Source organism: Nonomuraea sp. 3-1Str, from assembly GCF_031570565.1.
Lineage (GTDB): Bacteria > Actinomycetota > Actinomycetes > Streptosporangiales > Streptosporangiaceae > Nonomuraea.
Genome location: NZ_JALHBK010000031.1, coordinates 22,595 through 39,979 on the forward strand (window position 1 = coordinate 22,595; position 17,385 = coordinate 39,979).

20 protein-coding genes are annotated in these 17,385 nt (G+C 70.9%); 7 read left to right on the plus strand and 13 right to left on the minus strand.

Annotated features, from left to right (window positions below):
- Window positions 1-14 precede the first annotated feature (14 nt).
- Window positions 15-665, minus strand: a complete 651-nt coding sequence (locus tag MTP10_RS34730; protein ID WP_310715074.1) for a heme-copper oxidase subunit III — start codon at window positions 663-665, stop codon at window positions 15-17.
- A 198-nt stretch (window positions 666-863) separates the two neighbouring features.
- Here MTP10_RS34730 and MTP10_RS34735 point away from each other — a divergent pair, with 198 nt between their 5' ends.
- A complete protein-coding gene (locus MTP10_RS34735; RefSeq protein WP_310715248.1) occupies window positions 864-1,262 on the plus strand; it encodes a hypothetical protein in 399 nt (132 codons plus the stop codon).
- 9 nt (window positions 1,263-1,271) lie between these two features.
- A complete protein-coding gene (trpD, locus tag MTP10_RS34740; RefSeq protein ID WP_310715075.1) occupies window positions 1,272-2,309 on the plus strand; it encodes an anthranilate phosphoribosyltransferase in 1,038 nt (345 codons plus the stop codon).
- 203 nt (window positions 2,310-2,512) lie between these two features.
- Here trpD and MTP10_RS34745 read toward each other — a convergent pair whose 3' ends face one another.
- The 4 genes from MTP10_RS34745 to MTP10_RS34760 all read right to left on the minus strand — a co-directional run bounded on the left by MTP10_RS34745 (window position 2,513) and on the right by MTP10_RS34760 (window position 6,710).
- Complete coding sequence (locus MTP10_RS34745; RefSeq protein ID WP_310715077.1) at window positions 2,513-3,706, minus strand: Ig-like domain-containing protein; 1,194 nt, start codon at window positions 3,704-3,706, stop codon at window positions 2,513-2,515.
- A 138-nt stretch (window positions 3,707-3,844) separates the two neighbouring features.
- A complete protein-coding gene (locus MTP10_RS34750) occupies window positions 3,845-4,258 on the minus strand; it encodes a cytochrome c oxidase subunit 4 (protein WP_310715079.1) in 414 nt (137 codons plus the stop codon).
- The gene (gene ctaD, locus MTP10_RS34755; protein WP_310715080.1) at window positions 4,258-5,919 is read right to left on the minus strand and encodes a cytochrome c oxidase subunit I; all 1,662 of its coding nucleotides are present in this window, start codon (window positions 5,917-5,919) and stop codon (window positions 4,258-4,260) included. Before ctaD ends, MTP10_RS34750 begins: the two co-directional genes overlap by 1 nt.
- On the minus strand, window positions 5,916-6,710 hold the full coding sequence (locus MTP10_RS34760; RefSeq protein WP_310715081.1) for a cytochrome c oxidase subunit II: 795 nt from the start codon (window positions 6,708-6,710) through the stop codon (window positions 5,916-5,918). The genes ctaD and MTP10_RS34760 overlap by 4 nt, the downstream gene beginning before the upstream one ends.
- A 253-nt stretch (window positions 6,711-6,963) precedes the next feature.
- On the opposite strand from MTP10_RS34760, the gene MTP10_RS34765 reads away from it, so the two are divergent.
- The 3 genes from MTP10_RS34765 to MTP10_RS34775 all read left to right on the plus strand — a co-directional run bounded on the left by MTP10_RS34765 (window position 6,964) and on the right by MTP10_RS34775 (window position 8,871).
- Window positions 6,964-8,097, plus strand: a complete 1,134-nt coding sequence (locus MTP10_RS34765; protein WP_310715082.1) for an aminotransferase class V-fold PLP-dependent enzyme — start codon at window positions 6,964-6,966, stop codon at window positions 8,095-8,097.
- Window positions 8,094-8,339: a sulfurtransferase TusA family protein gene (locus MTP10_RS34770; protein WP_310715084.1), complete on the plus strand. Its 246-nt coding sequence runs from the start codon at window positions 8,094-8,096 to the stop codon at window positions 8,337-8,339. The genes MTP10_RS34765 and MTP10_RS34770 overlap by 4 nt, the downstream gene beginning before the upstream one ends.
- Window positions 8,340-8,436: 97 nt before the next feature.
- The gene (locus MTP10_RS34775) at window positions 8,437-8,871 is read left to right on the plus strand and encodes a CBS domain-containing protein (protein ID WP_310715085.1); all 435 of its coding nucleotides are present in this window, start codon (window positions 8,437-8,439) and stop codon (window positions 8,869-8,871) included.
- 83 nt (window positions 8,872-8,954) lie between these two features.
- On the opposite strand, the gene MTP10_RS34780 is transcribed toward MTP10_RS34775, so the two are convergent.
- Together MTP10_RS34780 and erpA are read right to left on the minus strand one after the other, a co-directional pair.
- Entirely contained in the window at window positions 8,955-9,941 is a 987-nt protein-coding gene (locus tag MTP10_RS34780) for a carbohydrate kinase family protein (protein WP_310715087.1), read from the minus strand.
- Between the two features lie 111 nt (window positions 9,942-10,052).
- The gene (erpA, locus tag MTP10_RS34785; protein ID WP_049566397.1) at window positions 10,053-10,406 is read right to left on the minus strand and encodes an iron-sulfur cluster insertion protein ErpA; all 354 of its coding nucleotides are present in this window, start codon (window positions 10,404-10,406) and stop codon (window positions 10,053-10,055) included.
- 186 nt (window positions 10,407-10,592) lie between these two features.
- On the opposite strand from erpA, the gene nadA reads away from it, so the two are divergent.
- Window positions 10,593-11,744 (plus strand): quinolinate synthase NadA, encoded by a 1,152-nt coding sequence (gene nadA, locus MTP10_RS34790; RefSeq protein ID WP_310715088.1) that lies wholly within the window; start codon window positions 10,593-10,595, stop codon window positions 11,742-11,744.
- Here nadA and MTP10_RS34795 read toward each other — a convergent pair.
- From MTP10_RS34795 to MTP10_RS34820, 6 genes are all read right to left on the minus strand, one after another.
- On the minus strand, window positions 11,741-12,391 hold the full coding sequence (locus MTP10_RS34795; RefSeq protein ID WP_310715090.1) for an SIMPL domain-containing protein: 651 nt from the start codon (window positions 12,389-12,391) through the stop codon (window positions 11,741-11,743). The two genes, nadA and MTP10_RS34795, sit on opposite strands and share 4 nt — an antisense overlap.
- A 157-nt stretch (window positions 12,392-12,548) precedes the next feature.
- Window positions 12,549-14,021, minus strand: coding sequence for an alpha/beta fold hydrolase (locus tag MTP10_RS34800; protein WP_310715091.1), 1,473 nt, complete (start codon window positions 14,019-14,021; stop codon window positions 12,549-12,551).
- A gap of 25 nt (window positions 14,022-14,046) precedes the next feature.
- On the minus strand, window positions 14,047-14,604 hold the full coding sequence (locus tag MTP10_RS34805; protein WP_310715092.1) for a PspA-associated protein PspAB: 558 nt from the start codon (window positions 14,602-14,604) through the stop codon (window positions 14,047-14,049).
- A 2-nt stretch (window positions 14,605-14,606) separates the two neighbouring features.
- Entirely contained in the window at window positions 14,607-15,506 is a 900-nt protein-coding gene (gene htpX, locus MTP10_RS34810; RefSeq protein WP_310715093.1) for a zinc metalloprotease HtpX, read from the minus strand.
- A 4-nt stretch (window positions 15,507-15,510) separates the two neighbouring features.
- Window positions 15,511-15,789: a PspA-associated protein PspAA gene (locus MTP10_RS34815; protein WP_310715094.1), complete on the minus strand. Its 279-nt coding sequence runs from the start codon at window positions 15,787-15,789 to the stop codon at window positions 15,511-15,513.
- Entirely contained in the window at window positions 15,786-16,610 is an 825-nt protein-coding gene (locus MTP10_RS34820; protein WP_310715095.1) for a PspA/IM30 family protein, read from the minus strand. The genes MTP10_RS34815 and MTP10_RS34820 overlap by 4 nt, the downstream gene beginning before the upstream one ends.
- Before the next feature lie 153 nt (window positions 16,611-16,763).
- Here MTP10_RS34820 and MTP10_RS34825 point away from each other — a divergent pair, with 153 nt between their 5' ends.
- Complete coding sequence (locus MTP10_RS34825) at window positions 16,764-17,348, plus strand: DUF3043 domain-containing protein (RefSeq protein ID WP_310715098.1); 585 nt, start codon at window positions 16,764-16,766, stop codon at window positions 17,346-17,348.
- Window positions 17,349-17,385: the final 37 nt, after the last annotated feature.

Below are 17,385 nucleotides of genomic sequence, written 5' to 3' on the forward strand. Positions count from 1 at the left end.
AGAGATCCCGTTCCTTAACGAATGATGTAGATGGTCGCGAAAAGACCGATCCAGACGACGTCGACGAAGTGCCAGTAGTAGGACACGACGATCGCGCTGGTGGCCTGCTCATGCGTGAAGCGCTTCGCGGCGTACGTGCGTCCCAGCATGAACAGGAACGCGATCAGGCCACCGGTCACGTGCAGGCCGTGGAAGCCCGTCGTGAGGTAGAACACCGACGTGAATGCGTTGGCGGACAGGGTGGCGCCCTCGCTCGCCAGCTCGCCGTACTCGTACAGCTGACCGCCGACGAACACGGCGCCCATCAGGAAGCTGACGAGGTACCAGAAGCGGAGCTTGCCGACCTGTCCCTTCTCAGCGGCCCACACGCCCAGCTGGCACGTCACACTCGACAGCACCAGGATGATCGTGTTGACCGTCGCGAACGGGATGTTCAGGTGAGCGCCTTCGGCGGTCGCGCCCTTCGGCAGCAGCGCAGGCCCCCATTCGAGGCCGTGGCCCTCGCTCACCGACCGGATGGTGAAGTACATCGCGAACAGCGCCGCGAAGAACATGAGCTCAGAGGACAGCCACACGATCGTCCCGACGCTGACCAGGTTGGGTCTGCGGGACGGATGTGCTGTCGTCGTCGAAGTTATTGCGGATGCTGTCGCCACGGGCAGCATTATTGCGGCTCCGGGTGTCGGTCCGGCGCACGACCCCCCGTTAGCGGGGGTCCGGAGACCACCAAGCTGGGATGATTCCTGCAAATCACGCGCCTGGGACGGCTCCCTGGGATTGCACGCCGTCGCACCGGTACGATCCCAGGTGACCATATACCGCTTCGACCGATAGTGAGCGCGACCGTGAGCACCGACGACACCATGAAGGTCCTCGTCTACAGCGACGACGCCACCACCCGCGAGGAGGTGCGGCTGGCGCTCGGCCGCCGTCCGGCCGCCGACGTGCCGTTCGTGGAGGTCGTCGAGTGCGCCACCGAGCCCAAGGTCCACCAGTGGCTCGCCTCCGGCGAGATCGACGTCGCCGTGCTCGACGGCGAGACCCAGCCGGCCGGCGGCATGGGCGTGAGCCGGCAGGCCAAGGACGAGGTCTACGACTGCCCGCCGATCTGCCTGATCATCGCCAGGCGCGACGACCGCTGGCTGGCCGAGTGGTCCAAGGCCGACGCCGTCGTCCCGCAGCCGCTGGAGCCCCTGGTGGTCGCCGAAACCGTCGCCGACCTCATGCGCCGCCGTTCCTCGACCCGACTCAACGCTAAGTAGGTGCCCTCCGTGGATGCCCGGACCACCTGGCCGGCCCTGCTGTCGGCGCTCCTCTCCGGGGAGCACCTCACCGCCGACGAGACCGCGTGGGCGATGAGAGAGATCATGTCCGGCTCCGCGACGTCCGCGCAGATCGCCGGCTTCGCCGTGGCGCTGCGGGCCAAGGGCGAGACCGTGGCGGAGGTGGCCGGGCTGGCCCGCACCATGCTGGAGCTGGCCACGCCGCTGAGCGTGGAGGGCCCGGTGGTCGACGTCGTCGGCACCGGCGGCGACCGCGCCCACACGGTCAACGTCTCCACGATGGCGGCGATCGTGGCCGCCGCCGCGGGCGCGCGCGTGGTCAAGCACGGCAACCGCGCCGCCAGCTCCTCGTGCGGCGCCGCCGACGTCCTGGAGCACCTGGGCATCCGTCTCGACCTCACGCCCGAGCAGACCGCCCGGGTGGCGCGGGAGGCGGGCATCGCTTTCTGCTTCGCGCCCGTCTACCACCCGGCGCTGCGCTTCGCCGGTCCGCCGCGCAAGGAGATCGGCGTCCCGACGGTCTTCAACTTCCTCGGCCCGCTCACCAACCCGGCCCGGCCGGCGGCCCAGGCGATCGGCGTCTACGACGCGGGCATGCTGCCGGTGCTGGCGGGCGTCTTCGCCGAGCGGGGCGTGTCGGCGCTGGTGTTCCGCGGCGACGACGGCCTCGACGAGCTGACGATCTCCACCACCTCGACGGTGTGGACGGTCCGCGACGGCGCCGCCACGCAGACGGTGTTCGACCCGGCGGTGCTGGGCATCCCGCGCGCCGACGCGGCCGCGCTGCGGGGCGGCGACGTGACGTTCAACGCCCAGGCGGTGCGCGACCTGGTCCACGGCGTGACGGGGCCGGTGCGCGACGCGGTGCTGCTCAACGCCGCCGCCGCGCTGGTCGCCCTCGACGGGCCCGGCGACGACCTCGACTCGGCCATGATCGACGCGTACGCGCGGGCGACGCAGGCGGTCGACTCCGGCCGGGCCGCCGCGACCCTCGACCGCTGGGTCGAGGTGAGCCGCGCCGCCTGACGGCGCGCCCACGCGACCGGACGCGGCCCGGGACGCCCACGGCTTCACCAGCCGGCACGCCCCGGGCCGCGTTCGCGTCTGTACGGCCCGTACACGGCCGATGGCCTGCCCTTACGCCCTCTGGGCCATCCGCGGCACACCGGGCGCGAGGAAGCCCTCACAGCGCCGCGCGGAGCCTCTGCGCGGCGCCGCCGGAGCGCTCGTCAGAACCCCACGGTGGGGCCGTCCTTGATCGAGCTCCACTTGAGCCATTCCTTCCAGTTCTCCTGCCAGTGCCCCCAGCCGTTGGTGGGCTCCAGCACGCGCGGCGATCCCGTGATGATGATCGGGTCGCCGATCAGGGTGTTGTCGACGAACCACTTGGCGTTCTCCGGGCTGACGTTCACGCAGCCGTGGCTGACGTTGGAGTTGCCCTGCGCCCCCACCGACCAGGGCGCGCTGTGCACGTACTCGCCGCTGTTGGAGATCCGGACCGTGTCGTAGACCGTGAGCTGGTAGTAGCCGGACTCGCCGGGGCCGATGCCGGGCGAGGTCATGACCGTCACGGCCTCCCGGGACATGGCCAGGTGGATGCCGGAGGTCGTGTAGAACTTCCACGCGCCGCCCTGTCCCGCGCTCATCGGCATGGTGCGGATCACCTTGCCGTCGCGCCTGACGGTCAGGACGTGGTTCTGGGTGGTGCCGCGGGTGATCTGCTCGCGGCCGATGCGGAAGTCGAGCCGCACGTCGCGCTTGCCGTACATGCCCTCGCCGCCGCGCACGCCGGCCAGCCGGGCGTCCAGGCGGACCTTGGTGTAGGCGGGCCAGTACTCGGTCGGCCGGAAGTCGACGTGCCGGTCGTCGAACCAGTGCCACGCGCCCTGGACGGGCTTGGAGCTCTGCACGGTGAGGTTGCGCTCGATCGCGACCCGGTCGGTGATCGGCTTGTCGAAGGTGATCATGATGGGCATGCCGACGCCCACCGTGGTGCCGGTGTCGTTGCTGTTCGGGGTGATGTACTCGATGTCGAAGGTCTGGGCCGCCTTGACCGTGGTGAAGGTGCTGGTGGACTCCTTGCGCCTGCCGTCGGCGTTGACGGCGACGGTCCGCACCGTGTACTTCGTGCCCGGTCTGGCGGTCTGGTTGCTGCGCCAGCGGGTGCCGTCCGCGCTGATGACGCCGGGCAGGGGGCCCTGGTCGCTGCTGACGTGGACGCTGGTGAGCCGGCCGGCGTCGGCGGCCACGACGACGGGCTCCTCGGTCGGCACGTCCCTGGCCCGGTCGCCGGGGATGACGGCCACCGAGACGGCCGGGGCGGCGGCGGGTTTGACGGCTTGTCTGGTTGCGGTGGTGGCGGTGCACGCCGTCAGCAGTGACAGAGCGAGCAGACCGGCCGATCCATACGTGAAGCGCCCCACGAGTACTCCCCCGTCCCGTTCGGTCCCTTCGCCTCCCGTTGTACCCTGAGTGATGGATTCGCCACTTTGTGTGGCGGTAAAGATCATCAAAAAGCGGGCGCCCTCCCTCAAGGAGGACACCCGCTTCGACGGCTCGCGTCAGTGCGAGAAGTTGCCCCGGTAGTACTGGAACACGAAGCCGATCATCGCCATGATGACCAGGAAGATCCCGATCATGAACATCCAGAGGCCGACGACGAACCCGGCGAAGGCGAAGGCCGCCGCCAGGCAGAGGAACAGCGGCCACCAGCTGCTCGGGCTGAAGAAGCCGATCTCACCCGCGCCGTCGCTGATGTCGGCCTGCTTGTTGTCCTCCGGCTGGGCGCCGATGCGCCGCGCGGTGAACATCAGGTAGTAGCCGATCATGAACGCGAAGCCCACCGAGATGGCCATGGCGGTGGTGCCGACCGGCTCACCGTGGCCCGTCGCGGCCTTCGTCCAGAACCAGTAGGCGACGTCGACTCCGGCGAAGAAGACGCCGCACAGCAGGAACAGCCAACCCTGGACCTTCATCAGGCCTCGACCTCCTGGGCGGACTTGGCGGACGTGTGCGGGTAGTGCAGGTCGAACGCCGGGCGCTCCGAGCGGATGCGCGGCAGCGACGTGAAGTTGTGCCGCGGCGGCGGGCAGGAGGTCGCCCATTCGAGCGAGCCTCCGAAGCCCCACGGGTCGTCCACGGTGACCTTCGGAGCGCTGCGCCAGGTCTTCCACACGTTGTAGAAGAACGGGAGCGTGGACGCGCCGAGCACGAAGGCGCCCACCGACGAGATCATGTTGAGGTCGGTGAAGCCGTCGAGCGGGCTGTAGTCGGCGTAGCGGCGCGGGAAGCCCGCCACGCCCAGCCAGTGCTGGATGAGGAAGGTCGTGTGGAAGCCGATGAACAGCAGCCAGAAGTGGACCTTGCCGAGGCGGTCGTTGAGCATCTTGCCGGTGAACTTCGGCCACCAGAAGTAGAAGCCGGCGAACATCGCGAACACCACCGTGCCGAACACCACGTAGTGGAAGTGCGCGACCACGAAGTAGGTGTCACTGATGTGGAAGTCCAGCGGCGGGGAGGCCAGGATGACGCCGGTCAGGCCGCCGAGCAGGAAGGTGATGAGGAAGCCGATCGAGAACAGCATCGGCGCCTCGAAGCTCAGATGGCCTCGCCACATGGTGCCGATCCAGTTGAAGAACTTCACGCCCGTCGGCACCGCGATGAGGAACGTCATGAACGAGAAGAACGGCAATAGCACCTGTCCGGTGGGGAACATGTGGTGCGCCCACACCGTGATCGACAGACCGGCGATCGCGATGGTCGCCCCGACCAGGCTGATGTAACCGAAGATCGGCTTGCGGCTGAAGACCGGCAGGATCTCCGTCACGATGCCGAAGAACGGCAGCGCGATGATGTACACCTCGGGATGGCCGAAGAACCAGAACAGGTGCTGCCACAGGATCGGCCCGGCGTTGGCCGAGTCGAAGATGTGGGTGCCGAGCTTGCGGTCGGCCTCCAGGGCGAGCAGCGCGGCGGCCAGCACCGGGAACGCCATGAGCACGAGCATGCTGGTCAGCAGGATGTTCCAGGTGAAGATCGGCATGCGGAACATCGTCATGCCCGGAGCGCGCATGCAGATGATCGTGGTGATGAAGTTGACCGCGCCGAGGATGGTGCCGAGGCCCGACAGCGCCAGACCCATGATCCACAGGTCGCCGCCCATGCCGGGCGAGTAGACCACGCTGGACAGCGGGGTGTAGGCGAACCAGCCGAAGGAGGCGGCGCCGTTGGGGGTGAAGAAGCCCGACACGGCGATGGTGCTGCCGAACAGGTAGAGCCAGTAGCTCACCATGTTGAGGCGCGGGAAGGCGACGTCGGGGGCGCCGATCTGCAGCGGCATCAGCTCGTTGGCGAAGCCGGCGAACAGCGGCGTCGCGAACATCAGCAGCATGATCGTGCCGTGCATGGTGAACAGCTGGTTGAACTGCTCGTTGCTGGTGAACTGCAGACCCGGCTGCGCCAGCTCCGCCCGCATCACCAGCGCCATGACGCCGCCGATGAGGAAGAAGATGAACGACGTGATCAGGTACAGGTGACCGATGATCTTGTGGTCGGTGGAGGACAGCCACTTGGCGATGATCCGGCCCTTGGGTGTGGGCCTTGCCGTCGTCCGGAGGGGCTCTTGGATGGCGGTCACTGGGCGCTCCCAGTCTGGGTCGCGATGTACTGGTCGTACTCGGCCTGCGGAACGAGCTTGACGTTGAACAGCATGCGGCTGTGGTCCACACCGCACAGCTCGGCGCAGCGGCCGGCGTAGACGCCGGGCTTGTTCAGCGTGGTGATCTCGAACTTCCGGCCCTTGTCGTTCTCCAGGAGGCCGGGGATCACGTCACGCTTGAACAGGAACGCCGGCACCCAGAAGGAGTGGATGACGTCCGGGGAGTTCAGGTCGAACTCCACGCGCTTGTTCACGGGCAGGACGAGCTGGGGACCCTGGTGGTAGTCGCTGACCGGCTGGCCGGTGACGGGCTTGAGCGTCTTGCCGCCGACCGTCGTGGTGAAGCGCCAGCTCCACTGGAACGCCTCGACCTTGACCTGGACGTCCGGATTGCCCGGCAGGGCCTGCAGGTCGCGGGTGTCACGGGCGGTGAAGAAGAAGAACACCGACACCATGACGAGCGGCACCAGGGTGTAGAAGATCTCGATCGGCAGGTTGTAGCGAACCTGCGGAGGCAGCTCTGCCTTGGCCCGTCGCCGGGTGTGGAAGATGCACGCCCACACGATCAGGACGATGACGACGACACCCGTGGCGAGCGCGGCGATCCAGGCGCCGTTCCACAGATTGGTGATGGTGTCACCCTGGGTGGTGATGCTCGTCGGAAGGAGGCCACGAGACCAGTCGGCCTTGGGAACGTCATTAGCACACGCCGTCACGGTGGCCAGCAGCAACGCCAAAGCGGCGGCGCGCGGCACCCCGCGCCGGGCCAACGAACGCCGTGTCGAACGGCGAGTCGGACTCACGGATCGCCTACCCCACAGATGAAGCCCAAGAGTCACTCTTGGGCGCTCGTATTTCCAAATGCACAGCTGATTGCAGACACATTAGCGTGCAAGGGCCCCGCCCTCCCGCGCGCCCCCTCGGATGGCGCGCCCCTGATGGGGCCCGGTGTCTCCTGCCGGAGACGGCCGGGCGGCCGGGAGCCGGCCGCGAGCGGGTCGGCGCGGGTGGGACGATGGTCACGTGGCGTACTTCGACGCGGCCTCGACCGAGCCGCTGCACCCCCGGGGGCGCGAGGCGCTCCTGGCGGCGATCGACGTCGGCTGGGCCGACCCCGCGAGGCCGTACACCCAGGCCCGCCGGGCGCATCTGCTGCTGGAGCAGGCACGCTCGGAGGTGGCCGAGGTGCTGGGCGCGCGTCCCGACGAGGTGTCGTTCACCTCTTCGGGCACGCAGGCCGTGCATCTCGGCGTCCTCGGCACCCTACACGGCAGGCGCAGGGCCGGACGCCACCTCGTCACGGCCGCGGTGGAGCACTCCAGCGTGCTCCACGCCGCCCAGCTGCACGAACGCGACGGCGGCACGGTGGAGACGGTCGGCGTGAGCCTGACCGGCCGGGTCGACCCGGCCGCCTTCGAGGCCGCCGTGGCGCGGGAGGGCACCGCGCTGGCGTGCCTGCAGACCGCCAACCACGAGGTGGGCACGCTGCAGCCGGTGGCCGAGGCCGCCGAGGCGTGCCGGCGGTTCGGGGTCCCGCTGCTGGTCGACGCGGCGCAGACCGCCGGCCGGCTGCCGGTTCCCGCGGGGTGGTCGGTGCTGACGGCCAGCGCCCACAAGTGGGGCGGCCCGGCCGGGGTGGGCGTGCTGGCCGTGCGCAAGGGCACGAGGTTCCGCTCGTTCCTGCCGGAGGACGAGCGGGAGCGCCGCCGCGTGCCGGGCTTCGAGAACGTGCCGGCGGCCGTGGCCGCCGCGGCGGCGCTGCGCGCCATGGCCGAGGAGGCCGCCGTGGAGCAGCGGCGCCTGTCGGAGCTGGTCGGGCGGATCAGGGAGACGGTCCCGAAGATCGTCCCGGACGTCGAGGTGATCGGCGAGCCGGTCGAGCGGGCGCCGCACATCGTGACGTTCTCCTGCCTGTACGTGGACGGCGAGGTGCTCCTCGGCGAGCTCGACAAGGCGGGGTTCGCCGTCTCGTCCGGCAGCTCCTGCACCGCTAGTACGCTTCGTCCATCGCACGTCCTGGAAGCGATGGGCGTGCTCACCCATGGCAACGTGCGGGTCTCCCTGCCCAGGGGCGCAACCGCGGACGAGGTCGACAGGTTCCTCGCCGTGCTGCCCGAGCTGGTGCGCCGGATCCGCCACGACGCAGGAGTCGCATGACCGAGGTCACCACGCCGGCACTGACGATCGACGCACTCGGGAAGAAGTGCCCGATCCCGATCATCATGCTCGCCGAGCAGATCAACCATGTGCCGCTGAACTCCGTGGTGGCCGTCCTGGCCGACGACCCGGCCGCCTACGCGGACGTGCCGGCCTGGTGCCGCCTCAAGTCGCACCGCCACGTCGGCTCGTACGAGCTGCCGGGCGGCGGCTGGTCGATCCACGTCCGGCGCAACTACTGACCCCCGGCCCCCGTGGTCGTTGCATGTGGCTTGTGACCCGATATGGGTAGGGCCAGTGCGGGCCGGAGACGGCTCACCGACCGCTCAAGGGGGAGAGATGACCGAAGGACACCCGCACGAGACCGCACGCGACGTGATGAACCCGGGCGCCGAGTGCCTGCCGGCCCACGAGTCACTCGACCGGGCCGCGCAGCTCATGCGCAACGGCAACATCGGGGCGCTGCCCGTCTGCGACTCCGACGGGCGGGTCATCGGGATCATCACCGACCGCGACATCGTGATCAAGTGCGTGGCCGAGGGCCGCGACCCCGCGCAGGTGCGGGCCGGCGACCTGACGGCGGACCTGGTGGCGGTGACGCCCGACGCCCCGCTGGCGGAGGCGCTGTCGCGCATGGAGGAGCACCGGATCAAGCGGCTGCCGGTGGTCGAGGACGACCACGTGGTGGGCATGATCAGCGAGGCCGACCTGGCCAGGCACCTGCCGGACGCCCAGCTCGCGGAGTTCGTCCACCGCGTCTACGCGCACGGCTGACACCAGGACCGGGGACCCGCGAGCCGGCGGTGTGCTCGGCTTCGCGGGTCCGTCCGCGCGGCATCGACCTCGGACCGGGGCGCCTAGGGGTGATGGCAGCGCACGTGGGCGCCGACCTCGTCGGCGGCCTCGGCACCGTAGGCGGCGGCGAAGCGCTCCAGGAAGACCTTCTGGCCCAGCTCGTACTCCTGGCCGCCGACGTTCTCCAGCACGTGGGTGGCCGTCAGGTTGCCGATCTGGCCGCAGCGCTCCAGCGACACGCCCCAGGCCAGGCCGGCCAGGAAGCCGGCGCGGAAGGCGTCCCCGACGCCCGTCGGGTCGGCCTTGCCCCGCTCCGGGGCCGGTGCGATGTGGATGGGCGGCTCGCCGTGGCGGTCGATGACCGCGCCCTTGGGGCCGAGCGTGGTGACGCGGACGCCGACGCGGGACAGGATCTCCTCGTCGGACCAGCCGGTCTTCTGCTCGATGAGCCCCTTCTCGTAGTCGTTGGAGAACAGGTAGGCGGCGCCGTCGACGAGGTCGCGGATCTGGTCGTCGGCCATGCGCGCGAGCTGCTGGGACGGGTCGGCGGCGAACGGGATCCCGCGCTGGCGGCACTCGTCGGTGTGGCGCAGCATCGCGTCGGGGTCGTTGGGGCTGACCAGCACGAGGTCGAGGCCGCCCACCCGGGCGGCGACCGGCTGCAGCTCGATGAGCCGCGCCTCGGCCATCGCCCCGGTGTAGAAGGAGGCGATCTGGTTGTGGTGCTCGTCGGTGGTGCACAGGAAACGGGCCGTGTGGCGGGTCTCGGAGACGTGCACCGAGCCGCAGTCGACGCCGTGGCGCTCCAGCCAGGAGTGGTAGTCGGCGAAGTCGTTGCCGACAGCGCCCACCAGGACCGGCTTCAGGCCCAGGCAGCCCATGCCGAAGGCGATGTTCGCCGCGCATCCGCCGCGACGGATCTGCAGGTCGTCGACCAGGAACGAGAGTGACACCCGGTCGAGCTGCTCGGCGATGAGCTGGTCGCCGAAGCTTCCGGGGAACGTCATCAGTTGGTCGGTCGCGATGGAGCCGGTGACGGCGATGCGCACGGGATTCTTCTTCCTCGTTGTCAGCAAGCCAAATGAGCCCCCCGAGAATACGCGAAGGTCCCGCACGCACAAAGGCGAGCGGGACCGTGTCGGTGACTACCCGTCAGACGACTAGTTGAAGGAGTCGCCGCACGCGCACGAACCGGTGGCGTTGGGGTTGTCGATGGTGAAGCCCTGCTTCTCGATCGTGTCGACGAAGTCGATGGACGCGCCCATGAGGTACGGGGCGCTCATCCTGTCGGTCACGACGCTCACGCCGCCGAAGTCGGTGACCACGTCGCCGTCCATCGAGCGGTCGTCGAAGAAGAGCTGGTAGCGCAGGCCGGAGCAGCCGCCCGGCTGCACGGCCACGCGCAGCTGCAGGCCTTCCTCGCCCTGCTGCTCGAGCAGGCTCTTGACCTTGGCGGCGGCCGCGTCAGTCAGGATCAGGCCCTGCGTCGTGGTCTCGCTGCTCTCAACCGTCATCTGCTGACTCCCTAACCCGGCTGTCTCTTTCTGACGTCCTACTCAGACGCTACCAACACCTGGGGCATGCCCGGCATTCCCCTGCCTCCCCCTGGTTCCTTCCACTCCCTACCCACCCGGGACGCGACCATCGCGGGCCGTGTGCCATCATCAGTATCGTCAGTCCGACGATAAGGGGGTGTGGCCATGGCCACCCAGACTGGTCTGCCGCTCTTCGTCCTCGGCAGGGACGCCGATCCGCACTCCGAGCGGGGGGTGGACTGCCCGGGCGAGCTCCCGCCCGCCTCCGACCCCGGCCTGGTGGAGCGGGCGCGCAAGGCCAAGGAGGCGCTGGGCGACCGGCTGTTCGTGCTGGGCCACCACTACCAGCGCGACGAGGTCATCCAGTTCGCCGACGTGACGGGTGACTCCTTCAAGCTGGCGCAGCAGGCCGCCGCCCGGCCTGAGGCCGAGTACATCGTCTTCTGCGGCGTGCACTTCATGGCCGAGTCGGCCGACATCCTCACCGGAGACGCCCAGAAGGTGATCCTCCCGGACCTCGCCGCCGGGTGCTCGATGGCCGACATGGCCACGTTCGACCAGGTCGAGGAGTGCTGGGAGGCGCTGGAGGACGCGGGCCTGGCCGGCGAGGTGATCCCCGTCACGTACATGAACTCCAGCGCGGACATCAAGGCGTTCTGCGGGCGCAACGGCGGCGCGGTCTGCACCTCCTCCAACGCGCGCCGCGCGCTGGAGTGGGCGTTCGGGCAGCGCGGCAAGGTGCTGTTCCTGCCCGACCAGCACCTCGGCCGCAACACGGCCGTGCTGGAGATGGGCATGTCGCTGGACGACTGCGTGGTGTGGAACCCGCACCGCCCCAACGGGGGCCTGACGCGCGAGCAGCTCCAGCGCGCCAGGATGATCCTCTGGAAGGGCCACTGCTCGGTGCACGGCCGCTTCACGGCCGACTCCGTCGACGACGTACGGCGGCGCGTGCCGGGCGTGAACGTGCTCGTCCACCCGGAGTGCCGGCACGAGGTGGTGCTCAAGGCCGACCACGTCGGCTCCACCGAGCACATCATCAGGACGCTGGAGGCGGCGCCCGCCGGGTCGAGCTGGGCGATCGGCACCGAGCTGAACCTCGTCAAGCGGCTCGCCGGGATGTTCCCGGACAAGAACGTCTCGTTCCTGGACCGGACGGTCTGCTACTGCTCCACCATGAACCGCATCGACCTGCCGCACCTGGTGTGGGCGCTGGAGTCGCTGGCGCTGGGCGAGGTGGTCAACCAGATCACGGTGGACGCGGACACCGCGCACTGGGCACGGGTCGCCCTCGACCGCATGCTGGCCCTGCCCTAGCGGCCGCCGGAACCCGGGGTGACGGGGACGGCGTCGCCGAACGCGTAGACCACCCGGACGCCGACCGACAAGGTCTGGCGCCCGGGGCTGACCGACGAGCGGTCCTCGGCCGCCATGGCGGCGAACGCCATCGGCTGGGGGCCGCCCCTCGTCTCCTCGGTGACCGACACGACCCGGCCGAGGGGCCTCCCGGCCAGCCGGGCGTACTCGGCCGCCTTGGCGGCGGCGTCGCGGAACGCCCGCTCCCGGGCCTGCGCCAGCGCCCCGGACGGGTCGGACAGCTCGAAGGACACGCCGCCGAGCCGCGCCTCCTCCCCCACCCCCGCGACGGCGTCGACGACCCGGTCGGCAACGGCCAGGTCGCGCACCACCGCCTCGACCCCCTGGGCCGCCCGGTACCCGGACACCCTGGGGTAGGCCTCGTACTCGGGGCCGAGAGACAGCTCGCTCGTCCGCAGGTCCTCCCCGGCGACGCCGGCCCCGCGCAGGGCGGCCTCCAGCCGGGCGGCGGCGGACCGGACGGCGGCGAACGCCTGCGCGGCCGAGGCGCCGCGCACCTCGACGCCGGCGCTCAGCCGCATGACGTCGGGCGCGGCGGCCGCGGATCCCTCACCGGCGACCGCGATCTGCTCGTGTTCGGTGGTCACCCGCACCCCTTCGTGGACGTGTTACGCGGACGGGCCTTCGTGGACGTGTTCCTCTTCGCGTGGACGTGTTCGTCCTGCGTGGACGTGTTCTTCCTGCGTGGACGTGCGCGGTTCCGGGTGTGCCGTCCTTCCCGCCATTCTGCTGGCCGCCCGGGAGTCATGCCAGGGTCGTCAGCGCGGCCGGGTCCCGGAGCAGGACCCGCCGCGGGACGCGGACCAGCTCGGCCCGCAGCGGGGCGGCCACCCGCTCGCCGCGGGAGCGCCGCCGGCTCGTGCTGACCACGACGACCGGGACGGCCGGCATGGGTCGCCCGGCGCGCAGGCGGCGCAGCCCGGCGGCCATGTCGCGGCGGGCCAGCCACTCCCCCGCCACCGCGGCCGCCGTCCTCCCCAGCCCGCCGGCCCCCGGCCGGACGGGCGAGACCGGGGCGTACAGGCGGGCCAGGACCGGGGCGGCCAGCTCGGCGAGGGCCTCGGCGCCCCACGTGCCGCCCAGGGCGGGCAGCCAGCGGGCCGCCTCCCGGACCGGCTCCGACGGGCCCCGCGCGCCCGGCGCCACGGGGGCCGGGTCCACGAGGACCAGCCCGGCCACCCGCAGCGGGTGCAGCCGGGCGAACGCCTCCGCGTGCCAGGCTGCCTGTCCCTGGGCGACGACCGTGACGCGCTCGGGGTGCGCGGGGGCGAGCGCCGCCAGGCGGGCCGCCTCGCCGTACAGGGTGGGCGGCACCGGGGAGGCGGGGGCGGCACCCAGTCCGGGGCGGTCGAAGCGGATCACCCTGCGCCCGCGCGCCGGCGCGCCCGCCAGCCGCTCCCATGACAGCCACGCGCCGCCGAGACCGGAGGTGAGGATCACGGCGGGCCCCGCGCCGGTCCCGTACCCCGGTGCGGGTCCGGCCTCCGGCGCCTGGCCCGGCGGGGCGGACAGGAGCAGCCTGAGCCCCGCGTACACGAGCCAGCCCGCGAGGAGCGCGACCTGGACGCGCTGCACGACCCCCGCGCCGGGCGGAAGCCCCAGGACTGCCGGAGCCGCGCCGGGGGCGAGCGTGAGGGCGCTCGCGGCGCCGGAGGCGAGCGTGAGGGCGGCCGGGGCCGCGCCGGGGGCCAGAACGAGGAACGGGACGACCAGGACGCCGGCGGCGGCCGTGAGGACGGAGGCCCCCAGGGACGCGCCCGCCAGCAGCGCGGCCGGCCAGGTGTGCCAGCGCAGGCTCAGCAGCACCATGGCGGCCACCCCGCACGCCGCGGACGGCACCCCGGCCACGGCGTGGACGTGATGGGCCAGCGACCGCGCCCGGTGCGCGCACGACGGGTCGCTCAGCACCGCGCAGTCCAGCGGCAACGCGGCACCGGCGATCGTCAGCACGGCGAAGACGGCCAGCAGCAGCCAGCCCGCCCCCTCACCGTCCGTCCGGGGCGCGAGGGCCACGCCGAGCAGGCAGGCCAGGCCCGCCAGCGCGTCGGTGGCCCGGAACAGGCGCGTCCACGGCTGGTCGCGGGCGGCCAGCTCGCTCACGTAGCCGGCGGCGCCGCCCAGGGCCGGGGTGGTGAACTGCCCGGTCACCCAGGCGCTGGCGAGCACGGCGGCCACGATGAAGGCAGAAGCCGCAAATACCGACAATTGTCGCTCCACGCGACAATTAGACCACTCTCCGTGTTCAGAGCCCCGGGGCGCCCCATACCGGGAACCAGCGGGCGAGGTCGGACTCCAGCGGGAGGTCGGTCGCGAGCACCCCCCGCGCCTGGAGTTCGAGCGCGTTGTCGCGCCGCTGACCGGGCAGGGGCGCGAACGGGTAGAAGGTGCCGCGTTTGTACAGGTACACGACCGCCAGCCGCCGCCCGTCCGGCCCGGCGAACGACACGAGCGAGCACAGCAGCGACGGGCCGAACCCGGCGCCCTCCAGCGTGGAGTTGACCGCGTGCAGCTCCGTCACCAGGTCACCGGACGCCTCGGGCGGGCGGCGCACCAGGAGCCACGTGTAGCCGTAGCCGTCGTCCGACTCCTCGACCCGCTCGCCGAGCAGCGCCTTGGCGTCCCGCTCCGCCTCCGCGAACGCGCCTCCCTCCGCGGCGCGGAACGCCACCGAGCCCAGCCCGGTCGGCGTCAGCCCGGTGGCGGCCTCCAGGGTCACGGCGGCGGACGGCAGCGCGAACAGCGCGTCGAGGTTCGGTCTGACCGGTTTCGAGCGGCCCAGGAGGGCGTCCAGCCAGCCCACGCTCATCCCCGCCCGAGCTGGTCGGAGATCTCCGAGAGCTGCCGGAGGCGACGGTCGAGCGACGGGTGGGTGGAGAAGATGTTCGCCAGCGTCGCGCCCGGCGCGGCGGCCGGGGCGAAGTAGAAGGCGTTGAACGGCGCCGCCTCACGCAGGTCGCGCGTGGGGATCCTGGCCATCTCCCCGCTGATCTTCACAAGGGCGCTGGCCAGCACCGAGGGCCGCTGCGTGAGCAGGGCGCCGGCCCGGTCCGCGGACAGCTCGCGGTAGCGCGACAGGGCCCGGGTCAGCAGGAAGCTCACGGCGTACACGAGGATGGAGACCAGCATGACGATCAGCCCGATCGGCAGGCCGCCCTGGTTGTCGGAGCGGCGCGTGCCCAGCCCGCTGTAGAGGGCGAAGCGCGTCATGAGCCCCGCGACGACTCCGAGGAACGAGGCGATCGTCATGACGGCGACGTCGCGGTGGGCGACGTGCGAGAGCTCGTGGGCCAGCACTCCCTCGAGCTCCCGCGCGTCCAGGCGGCGCAGGATGCCCGTCGTCACGCAGACGACGGCGTGCTTCTGGTTGCGGCCGGTGGCGAACGCGTTGGGGACGTCCGAATCCGCGATGGCCACCCTGGGCTTGGGCATGTCCGCCATGGCGCACAACCGGTCGATCAGGCCGTGCAGCTCGGGAGCCTCCCGCGGCGACACCTCGCGCCCGCCCATCCCGTACAACGCGATGCGGTCGGACAGGAAGTACTGCACCAGCAGCAGGCCGCCCGCGACCAGCAGCACCGTCAGCGCCCGCACCCCCAGGGCAACCAGGGCGCCGACGAATACCACGTAGAGCAGCCCGAGCAGGAACATCGTCACGACCATCCGGCCGGTCAGGCCACGATCGGACGCGAACCGCGTGCGCACGGGGTCAGCCCGGGATCAGGCCCTGATCGCCCAGCATCTCCCGGACCTCCTCGATCGAGGCATCCGCGGGGGGAAGGATCAGCTCTGACGGCTCAAGGCTGTCGTCGGGAAGCGCCTTGCCCACGTGGCGCACCTTGTCGAGGAGCGCGTGGAGCTTGACGCGGAAAGCGGCCTCGTCGCCGGACTCGATCGCCGACTCAAGCTCGCTGTCCAGCTCGTTGAGCAGGGTGATGTCGGACGGCGAGATCTCGATCTGGCCCTCGCCCATGATTCTGACGATCATGCGCCCTCCCCCGGCTGACGCAGCTGCTGCGTGTGCTGCTGGGGCTGGCCCTGCTGCTGCGGCTGGGGCTGCGCCTGCTGCTGCTGGCGTCCCTGCTCGATCGCGCTCTGCGGCGCGGGGCCCTGGCCGAGCTCGGCCTTCATGCGGGCCAGCTCCAGCTCCACGTCCATGCCGCCGCCCATGCGGTCGAGCTCGGCCTGGATGTCGTCGCCGCGGGTGCCGCTGAAGTCGTCGAGCGCGCCGCTGGCCAGCAGCTCGTCGATGGCGCCGGCGCGAGCCTGCATCTGCGCGGTCTTGTCCTCGGCCCGCTGGATCGCCAGGCCGACGTCGCCCATCTCCTCGGAGATGCCGGAGAACGCCTCGTTGATGCGCGTCTGCGCCTCGGCGGCGGTGTAGGTCGCCTTGATGGTCTCCTTCTTGGTGCGGAAGGAGTCCACCTTGGCCTGCAGCCGCTGGGAGGCCAGCGTGAGCTTCTCCTCCTCGGCCTGCAGGTTGTCGTGCTGGACCTTCAGGTCCGCCATCTGCGTCTGCAGGCCGGCCCGGCGCTCCAGCGCCGTGCGGGCGAGGTCCTCGCGGCCGACGGACAGCGCCTTGCGGCCCTGCTCCTCATACCGCCTGGCCTGCTGCTCCAGACCGTTGATCTGCAGCTCGACCCGCTTGCGGGAGGTGGCGACGTCGGCCACGCCCCTGCGCACCTTCTGCAGCAGCTCCAGCTGCCGCTGGTAGGAGTAGTCGAGGGTCTCGCGCGGATCCTCCATCTTGTCCAGGGCCTTGTTGGCCTTGGACTTGAAGATCATCGAAAGTCTCTTCATCACGCTCATGCGCGTCGGCCGTCCCCTTCTTAGGTCGTGCTGGTGGTCACCCAGTGCAGCGCAGCCGCCCTGGGATTACCCTACGCATAACGCACGAGGGCGTCACTAAGTTGCAGTCCAGGTAGGGTTGACGTCGTGTTGCGACGCCGTTCCCAAACCTCCGTGGACGACACTCCCGTCCCCGTTGACGATCCTAAGCCTCAGGGCAAGGGTCGTCCCACACCCAAGCGCCGAGACGCCGAAGGCAGGCGGCGCCAGCCGGTCAGCGCTCCGAAGGATCGCAAGGAGGCCTACCGGCAGATGCGGGCCAAGCAGGCCGCGGAGCGCGAGCGGGCCCGTAAGGGCATGCTGGCGGGAGAGGAGCGTTTCCTCCCGGCGCGTGACAAGGGCCCGGCCCGCAAGTTCGCCCGCGACTGGGTCGACGCGCGGCGGCTGCCGAGCCAGTACTTCCTGCCGTTCTCGCTGGTGATCCTGCTGGCGACGTGGATCCCGTGGCCGCCCGACGTCCGGGGCCTGATCCTGGGCTACGTCATCACGATCGGCTGGCCGGTCATGATGATCGGCGTCGTGGCCACCTCGATCTACGTGGCGTGGCGGGTCAAGCGGGTGGCGGCCGAGAAGCTGCCGAACGAGAGCATGCGCGGCGTCGGGTTCTACGCGGCGATGCGCGCGCTGCAGATCCGCAAGCTCCGCTTCCCGCCGCCCACGGTGCGGCCGGGCGGCAAGCCGGTGACACCCAGGAAGTAACGCCGCCCTCCGGTCCGGCCTCCTGCCGCTGGTCCGC

Coding starts and splice junctions, on each gene's coding strand:
- MTP10_RS34730 (WP_310715074.1), bottom strand. CDS start 665: ATGCTGCCCGTGGCGACAGCATCCGCAATAACTTCGACGACGACAGCA.
- MTP10_RS34735 (WP_310715248.1), top strand. CDS start 864: ATGAAGGTCCTCGTCTACAGCGACGACGCCACCACCCGCGAGGAGGTG.
- MTP10_RS34750 (WP_310715079.1), bottom strand. CDS start 4,258: ATGAAGGTCCAGGGTTGGCTGTTCCTGCTGTGCGGCGTCTTCTTCGCC.
- MTP10_RS34770 (WP_310715084.1), top strand. CDS start 8,094: ATGACCGAGGTCACCACGCCGGCACTGACGATCGACGCACTCGGGAAG.
- MTP10_RS34775 (WP_310715085.1), top strand. CDS start 8,437: ATGACCGAAGGACACCCGCACGAGACCGCACGCGACGTGATGAACCCG.
- erpA (WP_049566397.1), bottom strand. CDS start 10,406: ATGACGGTTGAGAGCAGCGAGACCACGACGCAGGGCCTGATCCTGACT.
- nadA (WP_310715088.1), top strand. CDS start 10,593: ATGGCCACCCAGACTGGTCTGCCGCTCTTCGTCCTCGGCAGGGACGCC.
- MTP10_RS34815 (WP_310715094.1), bottom strand. CDS start 15,789: ATGATCGTCAGAATCATGGGCGAGGGCCAGATCGAGATCTCGCCGTCC.
- MTP10_RS34820 (WP_310715095.1), bottom strand. CDS start 16,610: ATGAGCGTGATGAAGAGACTTTCGATGATCTTCAAGTCCAAGGCCAAC.